The following is a 14491-nucleotide window of genomic DNA, read 5'->3' on the forward strand; positions in this document are numbered from 1 at the left end:
CGCCAGGGCACTCCGCGCGCCGAGAGGAACGTCAGGAACGGGCGGATGTCGGTCCCGTCGTTTCGTCTCGTCTCCCTCTCCAGGCTGCGGAACTGGGCGGAACGGACGAACTCCAGGAGACCGGGGTCCACTGATCATCAGGGAAGTGCTGTCGAGGCCCATCCGTCATCCCTGTCGGGACTGGCAGCGTCCCTCATTCATCGACCGAGCATCAGAAGTGTTTGCTGCGAGAGGAGATAGCTTCCGGGTTAGTATGACGATGTGGTCACCGTCTGGTCGCCGTTCCGCGCACGACGCGTCCGCCCCCATGGGGTGGTGACGCGTCTGCTCTGCCTGGGGGCGCTGCTGGTGGCCGTGTTCGCGGCGCACGGGCTCAGCCCGGAGGGCGGGGCCGGCCACGCTGCTCAGGTGCAGGCGGTCCCGGGGGTTCACCAGGGATCCGTGGAGCCGACGCACCACGAAGGACAACAAGGCCAGGGTGATGCCCACCACCCGGGCGCCGAGTGCCTCTCCGGGAAGCCGGAGGACGGGCCTTCCGCCGAAACAGTGACGCCGGTGCCGGTGGTACCGGTCACGACGGGCGACGAGCCGGCGCCGTCCCCTGCGGCACCGCCCACGGGCGGGCACGCGCCCGAACCTCCGCATCAGGTCGCGAATCTGAGGGTTTAGCCGACCCAGGCGCCGGCGTGCCCCAGTGCACCCCCGCGCCTCCGTCGGCATCCCAATCCCACCGCTACCGATCGCCGCTGCCCTCGCGCAGCCGCGCGGAGTCCCGCCATGCCCACTCGGCTCCTGGCCCTTCTCCTGAGCTTGCTCCCCCTGCTCGCCGTCGACTGCGGCCGGCAGCACACCGGCGCCCCCGCCGCCGTCCGATCGCACGGGACGTCCGCCGCGGAAGCGCAGACGGCCCCGCACTGCGACAGCCCGACGGCCGAGGCGGGGACGTCCCGGAACGCGCGCCCCACCGTGCCCGTCCCGACGCCCGCCCCCGCTCCCGCCGACGACGGTGGCGCCGCAGACCCGCCCGTGACCCGCCCAGAGGGTCCTGCGGGTACCACCCCCACCCCCGGCCCGAGAGGCCCGCTGCTCGTCACCGGTCGGTGGCGGATATAGGAGTCCCGTGGTCATCACGCGCCCCGCTTCCGCCAACCCATCGACAGGAAACGAGACATGACCTCGATCACCACCCCGGACGACCGATCCGCCCTCACCGGCCTGGTCGGCAACACCCCGCTGCTGCACATCGGCGAGCCGCTCGCACCGTCGGGCCGCGGCTTCTGGGCCAAACTGGAGGGCTTCAACCCCGGCGGCATCAAGGACCGGCCCGGGTTGCACATGGTCGAACGTGCCATCACTCGTGGCGAGTTGCAGCCCGGCGGCCGGATCATCGAGTCCACCAGCGGCACCCTCGGCCTGGGCCTGACGCTCGCCGGAATGGTGTACCGGCACCCGGTGACCCTGGTCACCGACCCCGGGCTCGAACCCTCCATGACCAGGCTGCTCACCGCCTACGGCGCCGAGATCGACATGGTGGCCACCCCGCACCCGCGGGGCGGCTGGCAGCAGGCCCGGCGCGACCGGGTCACCGAACTCCTCGCCCAGCACCCCGGATCCTGGTGCCCGGACCAGTACAACAACCCCGACAACACCACCGCCTACACCCCGCTCGCGCTCGAACTCGCCGCCCAGCTACGGCACATCGACGTGCTGGTGTGCAGCGTCGGAACCGGCGGTCACTCCGCCGGGATCTCCCGCGTGCTGCGCGGGCTCTACCCCGGCCTGCGGGTGGTCGGCGTGGACACCATCGGCTCGACGATCTTCGGCCAGCCCGCCCGCCCCCGGTTGATGCGCGGCCTCGGCTCCAGCATCCTGCCGCGCAACGTCGCCTACGACAGCTTCGACGAGGTCCACTGGGTCGCCCCCGCCGAGGCCGTCTGGACCTGCCGCCGCCTCGCGGCCTCGTACTACGCCACCGGCGGCTGGAGCGTGGGCGCGGTCGCCCTGGTGGCCGGCTGGCTGGCCCGGACGCACCCCGCCGGTACCCGCATCGCGGCGGTCTTCCCGGACGGGCCGCAGCGCTACCTCGGCACCGTGTACGACGACGAGTACTGCGCCGCCCACGACCTGCTCGACCGGCCCCCGGCCGACGAGCCGGACGAGATCGCCCACCCCGAGGACAAGGAGGTCACCCGCTGGACCAGGTGCGCCACGGTCGTCGACCCGCTGGCCGTGGGGGAGCCCGAGTGACCGGCGTGCTCGCCCAGTTCAGGGGGTACGAGCGCAGCGTCCGGCTGTTGATGGTGAACCAGTTCACCATCAACCTCGGCTTCTACATGCTGATGCCCTACCTGGCCGCGCACCTCTCCGGGACGCTCGGCATGGCCGGCTGGACGGTCGGACTCGTGCTCGGCATACGGAACTTCACCCAGCAGGGCATGTTCCTGGTCGGCGGCACCCTCGCCGACCGGCTCGGCTACAAGCCGCTGATCGTCGCCGGCTGCCTGCTGCGCACGGTGGGCTTCGCCGCGCTCGGAGTGTCCGCCTCGCTGCCCGCGCTGATCGCGGCGTCGGCGGCGACCGGACTGGCCGGGGCGCTGTTCAACCCGGCGGTGCGCGCCTACCTGGCGCGGGACGCCGGTGAGCGACGGGTGACGGCCTTCGCGCTGTTCAACGTGTTCTACCAGGCGGGCATCCTGCTCGGCCCGCTGGTCGGCATGGCGCTCACGGCGGTGGACTTCCGGACCACCTGCCTGGTCGCCGCCGGGGTGTTCGCGGTGCTGAGCGTGGTGCAGATCCGCTCACTGCCCGCCCGGCGCGGTGCCGAGCCGGCCGGCGGGCCGGAGAGGGCGGGGGTGCTCGCGCAGTGGCGGGGGGTGCTGGCCAACCGGCCGTTCCTGCTCTTCGCCGGCGCGATGACCGGTGCGTACGTGCTCTCGTTCCAGGTGTACCTCGCGCTGCCGCTGGAGGTCCGGCGGCTGGGCGGGGACGGCGGCGGCGGGACGGCGGCCACGGCGCTGCTGTTCGTGGTCTCCGGGCTGGGCACGGTCCTGCTGCAGACCCGGGTCACCGCCTGGTGCCGGCGCCGGATCGCTCCGGGCGCGGCGCCGGCCCTGGGGCTCGTCGCCATGGGCGCGGCGTTCGTCCCGCTGCTCGTGACCTCGGGGCTCCCCGCACCCGGGTCGGGCGCCGGGCGGTGGGCGCTGGCCGTCGGACCGCCGGCCCTGGCGGCGCTGCTGCTGGCGCTGGGAACGATGGTCGCGTACCCGTTCGAGATGGACACGGTGGTCAGACTCTCCGGGGACCGCCTGGTCGCCACCCACTACGGGCTCTACAACACCGTCTGCGGCATCGGCATCACGCTCGGGAACCTGCTGACCGGTGCGGCCCTCGACGCCGCCCGCTCGGCGGGCCTGGCCGTCCTGCCCTGGCTCGCGCTCACCGTCCTCGGCCTGCTCTGCGCGGCGGCCCTGCACGCCCTCCACCGCACCGGCCGGCTCAACGGGCCCGCGGTGGTTCCCGGGTAGCCGCAAGGGCGCCGCCGGTCGACGGGCCGGCGGCGCCCCCGTCGCGCGATCGGTCCTGCCGTCCGTCCTGCCGCGAGAGCGACGGGGCCCTTGCCGTCACCGGTCGGCGGGCAGCACCGTCCAGGCCGGCTCCAGGGGCAGCAGATGGCCGGTCAGCGCCTGCAGGTCGTCCGTGACCGCCGCGCGCTCCCGCAGGGCGGGGAAGTGCTCGGTGACGTACCGCTCGTGGGCGGCGGCGCCGGACCACAGGGTGGTGACCAGGTGGCGTCGCGGGTCCAGCCGGGTGACGACGCCGCCCAGCATGCCCCCGGCCGCTGCCATGCCGGGCGCCCACACCTCGCGCTGCACGTCCAGGAAGTGCTCCGTCCGCCCGGGGCGGACCTGGCAGTCGGCGACCCGCAGCAGGGCGGCGGTTCCGAGCGCACGGGCCAGGTCCGCCGCGTCACCGGCCATCTCCAGGACGACCTCACCCGCGGCCACCTCGATCGCCGCGTACGTCCCGCCCTGGCCGCTCGCCGCGACCACCGCGTCGTGCCGCTCCCGGATGAACCGCCCGTACGCCTCCTCGTCGGCCCACAGGCCCAGGACCCGCGCGCACCCGCCGTCCCAGCCGCCCACCTGCCCGACCAGCCCGGGCTGGTCCCCGATCGCCGCCCAGGCCCGCTGAGCGTCGGAGAACCGCCCCCGCCCGCCCTCCGGCACCTCGCAATCGATCCACTTGCCCCACATGCGCATCTGTCCTTCCCACAGACGACGGAGTAGGAAGTCGGACCGGCCGACTTCCTACTCCGTAACGAAGAACGTGCCTCACGGGGCTCCGGCGCGCCAACGGGCCAGTGCGGTGGTGCCGCGCGCGAGCGGGGACGGCGGCGGGGGCGGCGGGGTCGGGGCCGTCATCGGGTGGCCAGGGCGTGCTGGATCTCCGGCAGGGAACGGTTCTTGGTCTCGGGGACGCGGCGGGCGACGAACAGGACGGCGGTGAGCGAGACGGCGGCGAAGAACCAGAAGACCCAGCGCTCGCCGATCGCGTCGGCCGTGGGGAGGAAGGCTTGGCCGACGACGAAGTTGGCGGCCCAGTTGACCAGGGCGCAGAGGCCAGTGCCCCGGGCGCGGGACTCGGGCGGGAAGATCTCGGCGGCGAGGATCCAGAAGACCGGCCCGAGGCCGATGGCGAAGGCGCCGACGTAGGAGGTCATGGCGATCAGGGCGACGGCGTTGCCGACCGGGCCAGGGTGGGTGGGGCCGAGGACGATGCCGAGGGCGGTGAGGGAGAGGGCCATGCCGGCCAGGGAGCAGAGCAGCAGGGGGCGGCGGCCGACGCGGTCGATCAGGGGGATGGCGGCGACGGTGAGCAGGACGTTCACCGTGCCGATCGCGACGGAGTAGCCGATCGAGCTGGTGGCGGGCAGCCCGGCGCGGGCCATGATGCTGGGGGCGTAGTAGATGATCGAGTTGATGCCGCCGAACTGCTGGACGGCCGCCAGCGTGACGCCGATGAGCAGGGCCGCGCGGGCACCGGGGGTGGCCAGCAGGGCACGCGGCCGGTCGGCGCGCGGGCGGGCGGGGGAGGGCCGGCCGTCGAGCCAGGCCGGGGTCTCCGGGATGAAGAGGGTGCCGATCAGCATCGCCACCGAGGGGATCAGCCCGACGGCGAACATGGCGCGCCAGTCGCCGCCGCCCGCGAAGGCCAGGTTGACCAGGTAGGACACCAGGATGCCCACCGTCAGCAGGATCTGGTTCACCGTGATCATCCGGCCCCGCAGCCGCGGTGGGGCGATCTCGGCGAGGTAGAGCGGGACGATCGTCGACGCGCTGCCGACCGCCAGGCCGAGCACGGCCCGGGCGGCCAGCAGCGTCCAGAAGTCCGGGGCCACGGCGGCCAGCGCCAGGCCGACGGTGAAGGTGGCCGAGATGCCGATCAGCGCCTTGCGGCGGCCGAAGCGGTCGGCCGGGCGGGCGCCGGCCAGGGCGCCGACGGCGGCGCCCAGCAGCAGGGCCGAGATCACCGCGCCCTCCTGGAAGGAGTTCAGCGCCAGCTGCTCCTTGAGGAAGAGCAGGGCGCCGGAGATGACGCCGGTGTCGAAGCCGAACAGCAGCCCGCCGAGCGCCACCACGCCGGTGGCGAGGGCCATCCGCTGCACCGGGGGCGAGGGGAGGGCGTCCGACGGGGAGGCGGTGAGGTCCAGGTGGAGCTGCGGTGCCATGAGCGGGCTCCCGGAGGGGTGTGGTCAGCAGTGGTCAGTGGCGGTCAGTGGCAGACAACAGTGGTCAGTGCCGGTCAGTGGTGGGCGTGGGCGGCGTCGAGGGAGCGCAGGACGGTCTCGTGGTTGATGTCGAACCAGCGCAGGTAGGAGACCAGCCGGTCGGTGAACGCGTGCGCGTCCTGCTCCTCGCGCGTACTGCGCCGGCTGCGGATCTCGGAGGTGCCGTCGAGGGTCTCCAGGGTGGGGGCGCACAGTTCGACGCACGCGCCGGGGGTGGCGAGCGCGTCCAGGTAGCGGGCGGTCTGGTGGCCGGGCACGCCGTGGTAGAGCTGGGTCCACACCAGGTGCTGCGGGCGGGCGCCGGCCGCGGCGAGGGCGCGCCAGCGGGTGGAGGCGTCGGTGCAGTGCGCGTCGGCGTGCACGTCGCGGGCGAGCCGGGTGGTCGCGGTGCCGGCCATGCCGCGGAGGGCCTTGGCCTCATGGCTGCCGGCCCGGTCGAGCAGCGCGTCGATCTCGACGTCGATGCCGCCGACGCCGAAGGCCGCGACCGAGGTGATGCCGGCCAGGTCGAGGCCGCGCCAGCGGGCGAGTTCGAGCCCGTCGAGGTGGGCGCGGACGGCCTGCCGGTAGCGGGCGACGGAGTGCAGCGGGCCGAGCCGGACGCCGATGCCCTCGCCGAGCAGGGTGGTGAGGGCGGCGAGGCCCGGATCGGAGGCGGGCAGGGCGGGCAGCAGGTTGGGGCGGTGGACGGCGGCGGAGAGCCGGCGGGCGGCGTGCACCTGGTCGCAGGCCTTGCGGCTGCGGGCGGCGACCGGCACGGACACCAGGCCGTCGCGGCCGTCACCGCGCTCGTGGAGCGGGGACAACAGGTCGCAGAGCCAACGGAGTTCGTCGTCCGGGGCGGGCCCGGTGAGGGCGACGGAGGTGATCCGCCCGCTCTCGACGAGCTCCCAGATCCGGTCGCGGCCGGCCGGGCCGGACGGGGTGTGCTGGTACCAGACGGCGAGGCCGGCGGCCGGGCGCGAGGTGCGTACCGACGGGCGGTCGAGGGTGCCGATCATGCTCGGACGGTCCTTTCACGGTCGAGTGCGAGATCGAGGGGAAGGGAGTGCGGAGCAGAGGTGGGCGTGGTGTCCGGGGCCGGTCGCAGTCGGGCACCGGCCGCCACCGCGAGCAGCGCGGCCAGGCAGATCGCGGCGCCGAGCGGCACCACCGTGCCGACGCCGTGCGCGGTGACCGTCCAGCCGCCGAGCGCGGCGCCGGCGGCGATTCCGGCGTTGGCCGCCGAGACGCCCAGGGTGGCGGCGAAGTCGCCGCCCGGCCCTGCGAGTTCGACGATCCGGGACTGCAGTGCCGGGACCAGCCCGAAGCCGGCCAGCCCCCAGCAGGCGACCAGTACGGCCGCCGCCGCGCCGGAGCGCCCGCACAGGTGCAGTGCCAGCAGGGCGACGGTCAGCCCGGCGCAGCCGGCGGTGAGCGTGGCGGCGGCCCGGCGGTCGGCGCACCGGCCGCCGACGAAGGTGCCGACGGCGGCGGCGGTGCCGAAGGCGAGCAGGTAGCCGCCGACGAACCGGCCGCCGACGCCGGTGACGTCCTCCAGGTAGCCGGCCAGGTAGGTGTACGCGGTGAACTGGCCGGTGAACAGCACCACGGCGGTGCCGAGTACGGCGAGCACCGGCCGGGAGAGCGCGCCGCGCAGCTGCCCGGCCAGGCTGGACGCGCCCATCGCGGCGGTCGGCGGCACGGTGCGCCGGACGGCGAGCAGGGCGAGCGCGCCGAGGACGGCGACCGCGGTGAGCGCGGCCCGCCAGCCGAGCCACTGCCCGACCAGCGTGCCGAGCGGGACGCCGAGCACGGTGGCGACCGAGATGCCGCCGAAGACCAGCGAGATCGCCCGCCCCTGCCGGCCGGGGCCGGCCAGGGAGACGGCCACGCTGGTGGCGGCGCCGACGATCACCCCGTGGGCGAGCCCGGCCACGCAGCGGGCGGCCAGCAGGACGCCGATGCCGCCGGCCGCCGCCGCCCCGGCGCTCGCCGCCACGTAGGCGGCGAGCGCGCCGAGCAGCAGGGTGCGGCGCGGCAGCCGGAGGGTGAGCGCGGTGAGCGCCGGTCCGCCGAGGGAGATGCCCAGGGCGTAGCCGGTGACGAGCAGTCCGGCCGTGCCCAGTCCCGCTCCCAGACCGTCCGCGATCGGGCCGAGAATGCCGACCACGACGAATTCCGAGGTGCCGACGACAAAGGCGACGAGGGCGAGCGAGAGGAATGCGAGACGGTTCGAGGATTCGTTGGCGAATTGACTCTTCGGGCTTTTCTCCGGGCGGTTCGGCGGCATTGTCGTCAGCTCTCCGGCCAGTGCTCGGTGGGAAGGTAGAGGCGGGTTTCGGTGGTGTCCTCGTACGGCATTCCCTCGGGCATGTTGATGAGTTCCATGCTCATGCCCCAGGGGGTGGTGAAGTAGACCCAGCGGTCGCCCTTGATCGGTCCGTCCTCGATGGTCTCGGGGTCACCGAGGATGGTGACGCCGGGGACCCCGCTCAGGTAGTCGGCGGCCTTGTCGACGTCGTCCACGTAGATCGCGAAGTGGTGCCCGCCGACGTCGCTGTTGCGCGGCTGCTCGCGGTCCTGGACGGGGGCGGTGTACTCGAAGAGCTCCAGGTTGGCGTTGGGGCCGAGGCGGAGCATCGCGATGTTCGCCGAGGCCCGCGGGTCCACGTTGAGCTTGCGCGCCATCCAGTCGGTCTCCGGGTCCTCGACCGGGCCGAGCCGGTAGGCGAGCTCGGCGCCGATGACGTCGACGAAGAAGTCGACCGCCTGCTGGAGGTCCGGCACGGTGTAGGCGATGTGGTGCACCGCCCGGGCGCCCGGAATCTTGGCCATGGGAATCCTCTTTCGTCCGTTCCCGGTCCGGCGCGGTTCCGCCGGCTGTTCCGAGAATGGGCCGCCGGCCCGGTGGGGGGCAACAGTCGGCGGAGGACTTTGTCAAGGTGCCAAACCGGGGGGCTGGGGATTCCCGGCCCGCGGCTCTTCGTGTTCTGCTTTCGGTCCGATCGCGGATTTCCCTTCACGTCAACAATTCGAGCGGAGTTGGTTCACATGACGATCGCGTCGCCGGTTGCGTCCGAGGTGCACGTCGCGGGGTACACCGCCCCGGGGTTCGAGCGGGTCCGCGAGGAGTTCGAGCGCAACCTCCTGGAGCGGGACGACCTGGGCGCGGCGTTCTCCGTGCACCGCGGCCGGGAGGTCCTGGTGGACCTCTGGGGCGGGACGGCCGACCACCTGACCGGCGCCCGCTGGGAGCGGGACACCCTCCAGACGATCTTCTCCGGGAGCAAGGGCGTCACCGTGACCGCCCTGCTCAAGCTGGTCGACCGGGGCGGGATCGAGCTGGACCGCCCGGTCTCCCACTACTGGCCGGAGTTCGCGGCCGAGGGCAAGGGCGCGGTGACCGTCCGCGAGGTGGTCACCTTCACCGGCCGGCTGCCCGGCACCTGGACCCAGGTCACCCAGGACGACGCCAACGACCCGCTGCTGATGGCCGGCCTGATCGCCGCCCAGCCGCTGGAGAGCGACCCGCGCGCCGACGGGATCCTGTACGGGCCGCTGTCGGCCGGCTGGATCGTCGGGGAGCTGATCCGCCGGGTGGACGGCCGCCCGCTGGACCGGTTCTTCCGCGAGGAGATCGCCGTCCCGCTGGACCTCGACATCCATTACGGCACCGGCCCGGCCGACTGGTCCCGGCTCGCCCGGACCACCTACGGCCGGAACTTCCTGCCCCAGTTCACCGGGTTCTTCCAGAGCGACGACCCGCTGACCCAGCGGATCTGGCAGAACCCCCAGCCGTTCCCGGACGACGAGGGCGTCTGGGGCCGGCCGGAGCGCCGTTCCGCGCTGATCCCGGCGATCAACGTGAGCGGCACCGCCCGGGCCTTCTCGACCTTCTACGGGATCCTCGCCGAGGACGCCCGCCGGCCGCTGGACGACCGGCCGCTGATGCTCTCCCGCCGGCTGCTGGACGAGGCCCGCGGGGTGTACGCCCGCAAGACCGACCAGCTGATCGACGTGGTGATGGCGTACGGCGCGGGCGGCTACCGGCTGCGGACCGCCGAGCGGCCCGGTCCGGACGGCGAGACCTTCGGCCACGACGGCGGGGGCGGCTCGGCGAACCAGGCCTGGCCCCGGGTCGGCCTCGGCGTCTCGTACGTCATGAACCGGCTGATCGCGCTCGGTCCGGACGACAAGCGGGCCGGCTCGCTGCTCAAGGCACTGGCCGCCGATGTCACGGACCTGGGCCTGATGGAGCGGTGAGGCCGGGGAGCCCCGGGAGCCCCGGTGGCGTCGGTGGCGTCGGTGGTCCGGCAGGGGAAAGGGCCCCCACGGGGGTAGGGGGCCCTTTCCGGTACCTGAGCCGGTGGCCGGCCCGCCCGGCGGAGCACGCCGCCGGGCGGGGAACCGGTCATTCGCCCGCCGCGGCCTCGGCCTCGGCGGCCTTGGCGGCCTCGGCGGCGGCGATGCCGTCGAGGCGGGCGTACTGCTCACCGGTCAGCTCGACGGCCAGCGCGCCCAGGTTCTCCACCAGGTGCTTCTCGGACGTGGTGCCCGGGATCGGCAGGATGTTGGGCGAGCGGTGCAGCAGCCAGGCGAGCGCGGTCTGCGCCGGGGTGGCGCCGACCTCGCGGGCGACCTCGGTGACCGGGCTCTCCTCGCCCGCGTGGCCGCCGATGGCGATCGGGAAGAACGGCATGAACGCGATGCCGCGCTCGGCGGTGAAGTCGACCACCTCGTCGTGCTGGCGGGTGGCCAGGTTGTACCAGTTCTGCACGGTGGCGATCGGGGCGATCTCCAGCGCCTGCTTGAGCTCGTCGACGGTGACCTCGGAGAGGCCGATGTGCCGGACCTTGCCCTCGTCCTGCAGCTGCTTGAGCGCGCCGATCTGGTCGGCCAGCGGCACCTCGGGGTCGATCCGGTGCAGCTGCAGCAGGTCGATCCGCTCGACCCGCAGCCGGCGCAGGCTCAGCTCGGCCTGCTGGCGGATGTAGGCGGGGTGGCCGACCGGGACCCACTCGGACGGGCTCGGGCGGGTCATGCCGACCTTGGTGGCGACCACGACGTCCTGGGCGTACGGGTGCAGCGCCTCCGCGATCAGCTCCTCGCTGCCGCCGAGGGCGTAGGAGTCGGCGGTGTCGATGAGCTGGACGCCGTTCTCGACGGCGGCGCGCAGCACGCCCAGCGCGGCGGCGCGGGGGGTGGGCGCGTGCCAGACGACGGCCTCGGTGGGCTTGATGTCCGGGGTGTCGGCGAGGCGCATGGTGCCGTAGCCGATCCGGCGGACCGTCAAGTCGCCTCCGAGGGCGAAGGTCTGACGGTCGATCTGGGCGTTGATCTCGGTGTTGGTCATGCCGGTCACGGTACAATCTCCCATTCGTGTGAGATTCAAGGGGATGTGAGGGGTGTCACATGCGGATCGGTGAGCTGGCGGCGCGGACCGGGGTCAGCGTCCGCCTGTTGCGGTACTACGAGGAGCAGGGCCTGCTGGAGGCCCGTCGGCCCGAGGGCGGGCACCGCCGGTACGACGAGGACGCGCCGGCGGTGGTGCACCACATCCGGGCCCTGCTGGGGGCGGGGCTCTCCACCAGCGCCATCCGGGACGTGCTGCCCTGTGTGGGCGGCGACGGCACGGTGGCCCCCTGCATGCTGGAGGTGCTGGAGCAGCGGCTCGACCTGCTCGACCAGCAGCTGCTGTCGCTCGGGGCGAGCCGGGCCGCGTTGGCGGGGATCGTCGCGGCGGCCCGGCGGGAGGCCGAAGTGGTCGAGCTGAACGCGCTGGTGTCGGCCTGAGGCGGCCGGCCTAGCGTGCCGCTCCGGTGCCCGCGACCGGGGCCGGGGTCGAGGCCGGTCCCGATCCCGGTGCCGGGGCGGCCGAGGCCGAACCCGTCCCGGGGGCCGGACCGGTCCCGGCCGTCCGGGACGTGGCCGCGGCCTTGGTGGACCGACCCCATCGACGCATCACCGGCACCTCGACCAGGCGGTACAGCGCCCAGCCGAAGCCGATGCTCAGCGCCAGGGTGATCCCCATGACTCCCAGGGCACCGGGGGTGCTCCAGGTGTTCGCGCCGGCCGATCCGGTCGCCGCGAGGCCGAGCGGTCCGTACTGGATCACCAGGAAGTGGACCATGTAGAAGGCGAAGGAGACCTCGCCGAGCCAGACCATGGTCCGGCCGGCGAACGGCGTCCCCACCCCCGCGGCGTCCCTGGCGGCCACCGCGGCGATCAGCAGCCCGACCGGCAGCGCGGTCGGTGCGGCCATGCCCCAGGCGTCCGGCAGTGTGATCATCAGCGCGTACCCGGCGACGGTGAGCAGCGCCGCCACCGGCCAGCCGATGGCCACCCAGCGTCCGGTCCGGACGATCCGTGCCAGCAGGATGCCGAGCACGAACTCCGGCAGCCGGGCGGCCGGGAGGAAGTAGACGAACCAGTACCGCCAGAAGGAGAGCGGCTGCCAGGGGGAGTTGGGGCTGCCCGGCAGCAGCTGGGCGATCAGCGGCAGCGCGAACAGCGCCGCCGTCATGACGCCCACCCAGAGCCAGAGCCGCTCCGGCCGGATCCGCCGCACCAGCGGCAGGATCACCGGGAAGCTCAGGTAGAACAGCACCTCGCAGGCCAGCGACCAACTCGGGCCGTTGGTACCGCCGATGACCTCCAGCGAGGGGATCCAGCTCTGCAGCAGGAACAGCGAGGGCACCGTCCCGGCGGCGGTCAGCTCGGCGCCGGCCCGGGCCATCAGCAGCAGTCCGACCAGCCAGGTGACGGCGTGGTTGGGGTACAGCTTGAACAGCCGCCGACGGTAGAAGGCCGAGGGCCGGTCGCCCTCCTTCGCGGACCAGGTGAGCACGAAGCCGCTGAGCACGAAGAAGAATCCGACGCCCAGGAAGCCCGCCCGGCTGAGGTAGTCCGACATGAAGTCGTTCAGCGCGGGGGTGTCGAAGGGCTTGGCCACCGACACGTGGGTCAGGAAGACCAGCAGCGCGGCGATCCACCGCATGCCGGTCAGCGACGGCAGCCGGGAGAGGTTGCGCCCGGAGCCGGCCGGGGCGCCGCCGGTCGCGGCGCTCATCGGACGCTCCCGGGCAGCCGGATCGACTGGCGGTGCCGGAAGAAGTCCTTCGGGTCGTAGGTCTGCTTGACCCGCTGGAGCTTCGGGTAGTTGTCCTTGTAGTACAGCGTGGTCCACGGGACGTTCGAGGTGTTCTGCTGCGGGTCGCTGAGGTCACGGTCCGCGTAGTTGACGTAGCACCCGTCGGTGACCCGGTTGGAGACCGGGACGCCGCCGGTGTCGGCGTACACCTCGCGGTAGAACTCCTGCAGCCAGGCCGTGTTGGGGGCGTCGTCGGCGGGCGAGGTCCAGTAGGTCTGGTACAGCAGCTTGAAGATCGCGTCGCGCTGGGGGAGCGCGGTGGCGTCGGAGGCGACGCTGTTGATCCTCCCGCCGAAGGAGACGACGGCCAGGCCGCCCTTCGGGTTGGTGTAGTCGGTGCGGGTCAGGTGCTTCCAGATCGCCGCGATCTGGTTCTCCGGGAAGCCCTTCTTCATGTACGCCGACTTGTGGCCGGCCCGCAGCTGGGGGTTGGTCTGCGAGCCGTCCATGGTGCCGATGTACTTGACCGCCTTGAGCCACGGCAGCCGGACCACGTCACCGGTGTGCGGCACGCCGAGGGCGTCGCTCAGCCCCTGGACGAAGTCCTTGGCGCGCTGCTCGGCCCGCGGCACGTCGCCGTTGACCTGGAGCAGCAGCACCAGGCTGCCGGAGACCTTGTGGTTCAGGAACAGCCAGCTGGTGAGGCCGGTGTAGTCCGAGTCCGGGCCGCTGTTCTGCTCGAACCAGGTGCCGTAGGCGCGGACCATGTTGGCGAAGCCGGTGCGGGTGATGTTCTCCCAGGACCAGCTCGGGATGGCGATCAGCACTTCGGCCGGCGGCTTGGGCAGCTGGTCGGACGGGTTGCTGCCGGTGGCGTCCGGCGAGCGGAACCAGTACCGGGTGACCACGCCGAAGTTGCCGCCGCCACCGCCGGTGTGGGCCCACCAGAGGTCGCGGTGCGGGTCGTTGGCCTCGCGGGTGGCGACGATCGCCCGGGCCCGGCCGTCGGCGCCGAGGGTGACCACCTCGATCGCGTACAGGTGGTCGACCACCAGGCCGTGCTTGCGGGACAGGTTGCCGTAGCCGCCGCCGGTGACGTGCCCGCCGACGCCGACCGCGTAGCAGACGCCGCCGGGGATCGTGACGCCCCAGCCCTCGTACAGGGTCTGGTAGACCTTGAGCAGGGTGGCGCCCGCCTCGACCTCGAAGGCCCGGCGGCCCGGGTCGTAGCCGACCGCGTCCATGAGGTTCATGTCGACGACGACCTCGACCTCGGCGTTGTAGACGAAGTCCTCGTAGCAGTGGCCGCCGCCGCGGATGGTGAGCCGCTGCTTCCTGTCGGCGGCGTCCTGGACGGCCTGCACCACCTGGGCGGTGGTGCGCGGCAGCCGGACGCCCTTCGGCCGGGCCTCCCAGCGCGGGTTGAAGCCGGATATCAGGTCGACGTAGCGCGGCTGGTCGGGGGTGACGGTGATCAGGTCACCGCTGCGGATCGTTCTGGAGGCCGAGCCGTTGGTGTCCTCCGCGGCCGCCCGGGCGGCGGGCACGAGGAGCCCGCCGGCCGTGGCGGTGCCGACGGTCGCCCCGGCACCGGCCACGAACGTGCGGCGACTGAGATTGCGCATGGAACT

Annotated in this window: 13 protein-coding genes; 5 read left to right on the forward strand and 8 right to left on the reverse strand. The window is 73.3% G+C overall.

All coding sequences use genetic code 11. The features are described 5' to 3' along the window. Positions 1-348: 348 nt before the first annotated feature. From ACFU9E_RS00595 to ACFU9E_RS00605, 3 genes are all read left to right on the forward strand, one after another. A complete protein-coding gene (locus ACFU9E_RS00595) occupies positions 349-669 on the forward strand; it encodes a hypothetical protein (protein WP_380714727.1) in 321 nt (106 codons plus the stop codon). 501 nt (positions 670-1170) lie between these two features. Next, positions 1171-2247 carry a PLP-dependent cysteine synthase family protein gene (locus ACFU9E_RS00600; RefSeq protein ID WP_380679537.1) on the forward strand — a complete coding sequence of 359 codons (1077 nt, stop codon included), beginning with the start codon at positions 1171-1173 and terminating at the stop codon, positions 2245-2247. Next, positions 2244-3524, forward strand: a complete 1281-nt coding sequence (locus ACFU9E_RS00605) for an MFS transporter (RefSeq protein WP_380679534.1) — start codon at positions 2244-2246, stop codon at positions 3522-3524. Before ACFU9E_RS00600 ends, ACFU9E_RS00605 begins: the two co-directional genes overlap by 4 nt. A 96-nt stretch (positions 3525-3620) precedes the next feature. On the opposite strand, the gene ACFU9E_RS00610 is transcribed toward ACFU9E_RS00605, so the two are convergent. From ACFU9E_RS00610 to ACFU9E_RS00630, 5 genes are all read right to left on the reverse strand, one after another. Then, positions 3621-4253: a DUF4937 domain-containing protein gene (locus ACFU9E_RS00610; protein ID WP_380679531.1), complete on the reverse strand. Its 633-nt coding sequence runs from the start codon at positions 4251-4253 to the stop codon at positions 3621-3623. Between the two features lie 164 nt (positions 4254-4417). Then, a complete protein-coding gene (locus ACFU9E_RS00615; RefSeq protein ID WP_380679528.1) occupies positions 4418-5728 on the reverse strand; it encodes an MFS transporter in 1311 nt (436 codons plus the stop codon). A 74-nt stretch (positions 5729-5802) separates the two neighbouring features. Next, the gene (locus tag ACFU9E_RS00620) at positions 5803-6789 is read right to left on the reverse strand and encodes a transaldolase family protein (RefSeq protein ID WP_380679525.1); all 987 of its coding nucleotides are present in this window, start codon (positions 6787-6789) and stop codon (positions 5803-5805) included. Further along, positions 6786-8060: an MFS transporter gene (locus ACFU9E_RS00625; RefSeq protein WP_380714691.1), complete on the reverse strand. Its 1275-nt coding sequence runs from the start codon at positions 8058-8060 to the stop codon at positions 6786-6788. The genes ACFU9E_RS00620 and ACFU9E_RS00625 overlap by 4 nt, the downstream gene beginning before the upstream one ends. Positions 8061-8065: 5 nt before the next feature. After that, entirely contained in the window at positions 8066-8605 is a 540-nt protein-coding gene (locus ACFU9E_RS00630; protein WP_380690024.1) for a VOC family protein, read from the reverse strand. Positions 8606-8821: 216 nt separating this feature from the next. Between ACFU9E_RS00630 and ACFU9E_RS00635 the strand changes: the two genes are divergently transcribed. Next, positions 8822-10033: a serine hydrolase domain-containing protein gene (locus tag ACFU9E_RS00635; RefSeq protein ID WP_380690022.1), complete on the forward strand. Its 1212-nt coding sequence runs from the start codon at positions 8822-8824 to the stop codon at positions 10031-10033. A gap of 148 nt (positions 10034-10181) precedes the next feature. On the opposite strand, the gene ACFU9E_RS00640 is transcribed toward ACFU9E_RS00635, so the two are convergent. Next, complete coding sequence (locus tag ACFU9E_RS00640; protein WP_380684296.1) at positions 10182-11123, reverse strand: aldo/keto reductase; 942 nt, start codon at positions 11121-11123, stop codon at positions 10182-10184. A 59-nt stretch (positions 11124-11182) separates the two neighbouring features. Here ACFU9E_RS00640 and ACFU9E_RS00645 point away from each other — a divergent pair, with 59 nt between their 5' ends. Beyond that, on the forward strand, positions 11183-11563 hold the full coding sequence (locus tag ACFU9E_RS00645) for a MerR family transcriptional regulator (RefSeq protein ID WP_380684297.1): 381 nt from the start codon (positions 11183-11185) through the stop codon (positions 11561-11563). Positions 11564-11573: 10 nt separating this feature from the next. Here the strand turns inward: ACFU9E_RS00645 and ACFU9E_RS00650 are convergent, their stop codons facing one another. Next, positions 11574-12839, reverse strand: a complete 1266-nt coding sequence (locus ACFU9E_RS00650) for an acyltransferase family protein (protein WP_380684298.1) — start codon at positions 12837-12839, stop codon at positions 11574-11576. After that, entirely contained in the window at positions 12836-14485 is a 1650-nt protein-coding gene (locus tag ACFU9E_RS00655) for an FAD-binding protein (RefSeq protein ID WP_380684299.1), read from the reverse strand. The genes ACFU9E_RS00650 and ACFU9E_RS00655 overlap by 4 nt, the downstream gene beginning before the upstream one ends. Between the last annotated feature and the right edge of the window lie 6 nt (positions 14486-14491).

The organism is Kitasatospora sp. NPDC057595 (assembly GCF_042800875.1).
GTDB lineage: Bacteria > Actinomycetota > Actinomycetes > Streptomycetales > Streptomycetaceae > Kitasatospora.

Bases quoted from the DNA above. Each gene is read 5' to 3' on its own strand.
- ACFU9E_RS00600 (WP_380679537.1), top strand. From the start codon at position 1,171: ATGACCTCGATCACCACCCCGGACGACCGATCCGCCCTCACCGGCCTG.
- ACFU9E_RS00610 (WP_380679531.1), bottom strand. From the start codon at position 4,253: ATGTGGGGCAAGTGGATCGATTGCGAGGTGCCGGAGGGCGGGCGGGGG.
- ACFU9E_RS00615 (WP_380679528.1), bottom strand. From the start codon at position 5,728: ATGGCACCGCAGCTCCACCTGGACCTCACCGCCTCCCCGTCGGACGCC.
- ACFU9E_RS00620 (WP_380679525.1), bottom strand. From the start codon at position 6,789: ATGATCGGCACCCTCGACCGCCCGTCGGTACGCACCTCGCGCCCGGCC.
- ACFU9E_RS00625 (WP_380714691.1), bottom strand. From the start codon at position 8,060: ATGCCGCCGAACCGCCCGGAGAAAAGCCCGAAGAGTCAATTCGCCAAC.
- ACFU9E_RS00630 (WP_380690024.1), bottom strand. From the start codon at position 8,605: ATGGCCAAGATTCCGGGCGCCCGGGCGGTGCACCACATCGCCTACACC.
- ACFU9E_RS00635 (WP_380690022.1), top strand. From the start codon at position 8,822: ATGACGATCGCGTCGCCGGTTGCGTCCGAGGTGCACGTCGCGGGGTAC.
- ACFU9E_RS00640 (WP_380684296.1), bottom strand. From the start codon at position 11,123: ATGACCAACACCGAGATCAACGCCCAGATCGACCGTCAGACCTTCGCC.
- ACFU9E_RS00645 (WP_380684297.1), top strand. From the start codon at position 11,183: ATGCGGATCGGTGAGCTGGCGGCGCGGACCGGGGTCAGCGTCCGCCTG.
- ACFU9E_RS00650 (WP_380684298.1), bottom strand. From the start codon at position 12,839: ATGAGCGCCGCGACCGGCGGCGCCCCGGCCGGCTCCGGGCGCAACCTC.
- ACFU9E_RS00655 (WP_380684299.1), bottom strand. From the start codon at position 14,485: ATGCGCAATCTCAGTCGCCGCACGTTCGTGGCCGGTGCCGGGGCGACC.